3 protein-coding genes are annotated in these 4,561 nt (G+C 68.5%); 2 read left to right on the top strand and 1 reads right to left on the bottom strand.

From position 1 onward, the window contains the following. Positions 1 to 51 precede the first annotated feature (51 nt). Positions 52 to 1,086: a LacI family DNA-binding transcriptional regulator gene (locus XM50_RS00620; protein WP_046406510.1), complete on the bottom strand. Its 1,035-nt coding sequence runs from the start codon at positions 1,084 to 1,086 to the stop codon at positions 52 to 54. Positions 1,087 to 1,409: 323 nt separating this feature from the next. Between XM50_RS00620 and XM50_RS00615 the strand changes: the two genes are divergently transcribed. Both XM50_RS00615 and XM50_RS00610 read left to right on the top strand, forming a co-directional pair. Further along, the gene (locus tag XM50_RS00615) at positions 1,410 to 3,947 is read left to right on the top strand and encodes a glycoside hydrolase family 3 protein (protein WP_443024619.1); all 2,538 of its coding nucleotides are present in this window, start codon (positions 1,410 to 1,412) and stop codon (positions 3,945 to 3,947) included. A 26-nt stretch (positions 3,948 to 3,973) separates the two neighbouring features. Beyond that, on the top strand, positions 3,974 to 4,561 hold a 588-nt coding region (locus XM50_RS00610), incomplete at its 3' end, for a TonB-dependent receptor plug domain-containing protein (protein ID WP_156167035.1).

Genomic DNA, 4,561 nt, shown 5'->3' with positions numbered 1-4,561 from the left:
CAGAATCGGGCGAATCTGGCCGCGGAAGGCATGCGCCCGGCCAGATGGGAATCAGAGCGACGCGGTTCGGGTGGTTGAGCCGCGGACCAGGAGCTGGTGCTGGAGACGGATCGCCGGCGTCAGGGGGCGCTTCTCGATCAGCGCGAGCAGCGCGTCAGTCGCCGCGTGCGCCATGTCGTAGGTCGGCTGGTGGATCGTGGTGAGCTGCGGCCAGGTGACACGCGAGATGAGGCTGTCGTCGAAGCCCGCGACGGAGACATGGCCGGGCACGTCCAGCCCCGCTTCCTTGGCGGCGACCACCACGCCTGCCGCCATATCGTCATTCGCGGCGAACACCGCCGTCGGCCGCTGGCGATCGGCAAAGATGCGGCGGCCCGCGGCGAGCCCGGATTCGAACGTATAACGCCCCTGTTCGATCAGCCGTTCGTCGACCGCCGCCCCGGCGGCGTGCATCGCGCCGCGAAAGCCATCCAGCCGCTGGCTGTTCGACGGGTGGTCGGGATCGCCCTGCACAAAGGCGATCCGCCGATGGCCGAGCGACAGGAGGTGATCCGTCATCTCCCGCGCCGCGGCGCCATCATCGATCCCCACCGTGGGGGAGGCATCGAGCGCGGTGGTCGGCGCGATGCGCACGAAGGGCATGCGCGCCTCCACCAGGTCGCGCACCGTCTGCGGATCGTCGCCGAGCGGCGGGGCGAGCACGATCCCCTCAAGCCCAGAGGTGCGGGCGAGTTGGAGAAGGCGGCCGGAGACGGCGCGCGCATTCTCGCACGGAAAGAGCAAGAGGCGATAACGTTCGTCGTGCAGGCGATCGAGCGCCCCCGTCTGGAGGTCGACGACGTAATTGGGGCTGGGGTTTTCGTAGAACAGGCCGATCAGGAAGGAGCGCCCGCGCACCAGGCTGCGCGCCGCCATGTTGGGATGGTAATCCAGCGCTGCCGCTGCTTCGAGCACGCGCCTGCGCGTCTCGGGGCGAACAAAGGGCTCGTCATTGAAGACGCGCGAGACCGTCTTGATCGAGGTGCCGGATCGCGCCGCCACATCGGTGATGGTCGCCCGCACCTGCCGCTTGTCGCCTGCTTCCATCCCGATCCGAGTCCCCCTGCCCCAACCTGCGACCCTTGCGCCCCGGCCGCCCTGGCACCTGAGCGGTCCGGACCGGCCGGCGCGCGACGATGCCCCGCCAACCGGCCCCGTACAATGCGCGCCAAGCGACAATACGCACGGCCGCACCGATTTGCCGCCCGATCACAGCACGCGCCCGAGATGGCACGCGCACCATGACAGCCGCTCGCGACTTCAAAATTGACAACGTTGCCAAACCGCTGTTTAGACAACGCTGTCAAGACACTGCGCCACCGACGGGCAACGATAGCGTCGGGACAGGGAAGTTTTCAGAGGGGATGAGCGTGCTGAGAGTGCTGAATCGCGTGGGCTATGTTGCATTGGCGGCGGGGCTCGCCGCTTCCCCCGCGCAGGCGCAGGCGCCCGCCGCATCATCCACCCCCGCCAAGGCGACAGCCACCGCCAACCCGAGCGCGATCGCAACGCCGGCGGACTGGGCCAAGCCCGCGCTGCCCGCGACGCGCGACGCCAAGGTGGAAAAGACCGTCGAGGATCTGCTGCGCCGCATGTCGCTGGAGCAGAAGGTCGGTCAGGTCGTGCAGGCCGACATCGCCAGCGTGACGCCCGAAGACGTCTATCGCTATCATCTGGGATCGGTGCTGAACGGCGGCAATTCCAAGCCCGGCGAGGGCCATCATGTCACTGCCCCGGCCTGGGTCGCCGCCGCCGACGCCTTCTATGAGGCGTCGATGCGCCCCAATGGCGCGCTGCCGCGGATCCCGGTGATCTGGGGGTCTGACGCCGTCCACGGGCACAACAATGTCGTCGGCGCGACGCTGTTCCCCCACAACATCGGGCTCGGCGCGGCGCGCAATCCCGAACTGATGCGCCGGATCGGCGAAGTGACCGCCGCGGAAATGCGCGTCACTGGCCTGGACTGGACCTTTGCCCCGACGCTGGCGGTGGTGCGCGACGATCGCTGGGGCCGCACCTATGAGGGGTTCGGCGAGGACCCCGAAATCGCCACCGCTTACGCCCGCCCGCTGATCGAGGGGCTGCAGGGCAAGGTGGGCGACCGCGACTGGCTGCGCGGCAACCATATCATCGCGACCGCCAAGCATTTCCTGGGCGACGGCGGCACGGCCGGCGGCAAGGACCAGGGTGATGCGCGCACGGACGAGGCCACGCTGCGTCGCCTGTTCGCCGCGCCCTATGTTCCCGCGATCGAGGCGGGCGTGCAGTCGATCATGGTCAGCTTCTCGAGCTGGAACGGCGCCAAGATGCACGGCAACCGGTCGCTGCTGCGCGGCGTGATCAAGGATCACTGGGGCTTTGACGGCTTCCTGGTCGGCGACTGGAACGGTCATGGCCAGGTCGAGGGCTGCACCGCGGACAATTGCTACCAGACGTTCACCGCCGGTCTGGACATGGCGATGGCGCCCGACAGCTGGAAGGGGCTGTGGCAAAATACGCTGGCGCAGGCGAAGGACGGCCGGCTGCCGATGGCGACGCTGGACGATGCCGTGCGCCGCATCCTGCGCGTGAAGGTGCGCGCCGGATTGATGGACGCGGGCAAGCCCTCCAGCCGCCCGCTCGCCGGCCAGTACGACCTGCTCGGCAGCGCGGAGCATCGCGCCGTGGCGCGCGACGCGGTGCGCCAGTCGCTGGTGTTGCTGAAGAATGCGGGCAGCGCGCTGCCGCTGAAGCCGGGCGCGCGCATCCTGCTGACCGGTGACGGCGCGGACAACATGACCAAGCAGACCGGTGGCTGGACGCTGACCTGGCAGGGCACCGGCACCAGCCGGACCGATTTCCCCAAGGCGCAGACCATCGCCGAGGGCATGCGCGAGGTGGCCAAGGGCGTGGGCGCGACGGTCGACCTGTCGGCCGACGGCCGCTTCACGCAGAAGCCCGACGTGGCGGTCGTGGTGTTCGGCGAGGATCCCTATGCCGAATTCCAGGGCGACCGCGCCGATGTCGCCTTTGACGACACGCAGGACAATCTGGCGGTGCTCAAGAAGCTTAAGGCGGCGGGTATTCCGACCGTGTCGGTGTTCCTGTCTGGCCGAGCGCTATGGGTGAACCCGTACCTCAACGCCTCGGACGCCTTTGTCGCGGCGTGGCTGCCCGGCAGCGAGGGCGGCGGCGTGGCGGACGTGCTGTTCGGCAAGGCCGATTTCCGTGGCAAGCTGCCGTACAGCTGGCCGCGCACGTCGGACCAGACCGCGGTCAACGTGGGCGATGCGGATTATAACCCGCTGTTCCCCTATGGCTTTGGCCTGACGCTGAAGGATCGCGGCGATCTGGCACCGCTGCCGGAGCAGCGCGCGACGCAGGCGAGCGGCGACCGCACGATCCTGTTCGATGCCGGGCGGCCCGGCACCGGACGGCGCCTGCTGATCGGTGCGCCGGGCGCCCTGTCGCCCAACCCGGGCCCCGACCTCATCACCGCCCGCGGCGCTGACCGGCGCGCGCAGGAAGACAGCGTGCGGCTGGCATGGACCGGCCGCGGCAAGGCGGTGGCGGCGATCGTCGACAGCGCGCCCGTCGACCTGATGCGCGAGACCAACGGCGCGCTTGCCGTGCAGATAGACCTCAAGGTGGATGGCGCGCCCAGCCGGGCAGTGACCGCGGGCGTCGCTTGCGGCGAGCGCTGTGCCGGCGAGGTGCCGGTCACCGACGCCTTGCGGGCGGCAAAGCCAGGAGTCTGGACGACGCTGACCGTGCCGCTTTCCTGTTTCGCCAAGGCCGGCGCTGACATGCGCCAGGTCACGGCACCGCTTTCTCTGACGACTGACGGCACGCTCGACCTGACGATTTCGCGGGCGCGCCTGGTGCAGGCGAACGGCGCGGGCACCGCTTGCCCGAATAACAACAACTAAAAAAACAAACGTCTCAGGGAGTTATCATGACCAGGACCACTTATCTGCCATTGGCAGCGCTGCTCCTTTCGGGCACCGCCATGCCTGCCGTCGCGCAGGTGATCGAAACGCCGCAGCAGGACCAGTCGACCAGCCCGACGTCGCCGCAGGCGACCGAACAGGGCACCGATGACATCGTCGTCACCGCCAACCGTCGTGAGCAGAATCTGCAGGACGTGTCGGGCGTGGTGCAGGCCCTGTCCGCCGATGATCTGCGCAAGAGCGGCATCACCGATGTGCGGAACCTGGGCGTGGCCGTGCCGGGGCTGAACATCGCCAACCAGGAAGGCAATATCGAGATCTTCATCCGCGGCGTCGGATCCTCGAACAACACCGAACTGGGTGATCCGGGCGCCGCGCCGCACCTGAACGGTTCCTACATCCCGCGTCCGCGCGGCCTTGGCCTCATGTTCTACGATCTGGAACGGGTCGAGGTGAACAAGGGGCCGCAGGGCACGCTGTACGGCCGCAACGCGCTCGCCGGCACGCTCAACATCATCACCGCCAAGCCGACGTTCGACCGGGTCACCGGCTATGCGCAGGCCGAATATGGCAATCGCGACAGCTATGCCGCC

The organism is Sphingomonas sp. Ag1 (assembly GCF_000980895.1).
In the GTDB taxonomy this organism is placed as follows: Bacteria; Pseudomonadota; Alphaproteobacteria; order Sphingomonadales; family Sphingomonadaceae; genus Sphingomonas; species Sphingomonas panaciterrae.
Note: the sequence above shows the minus strand (reverse complement) of the source record. Positions and strands in the feature narration are given on the sequence as shown.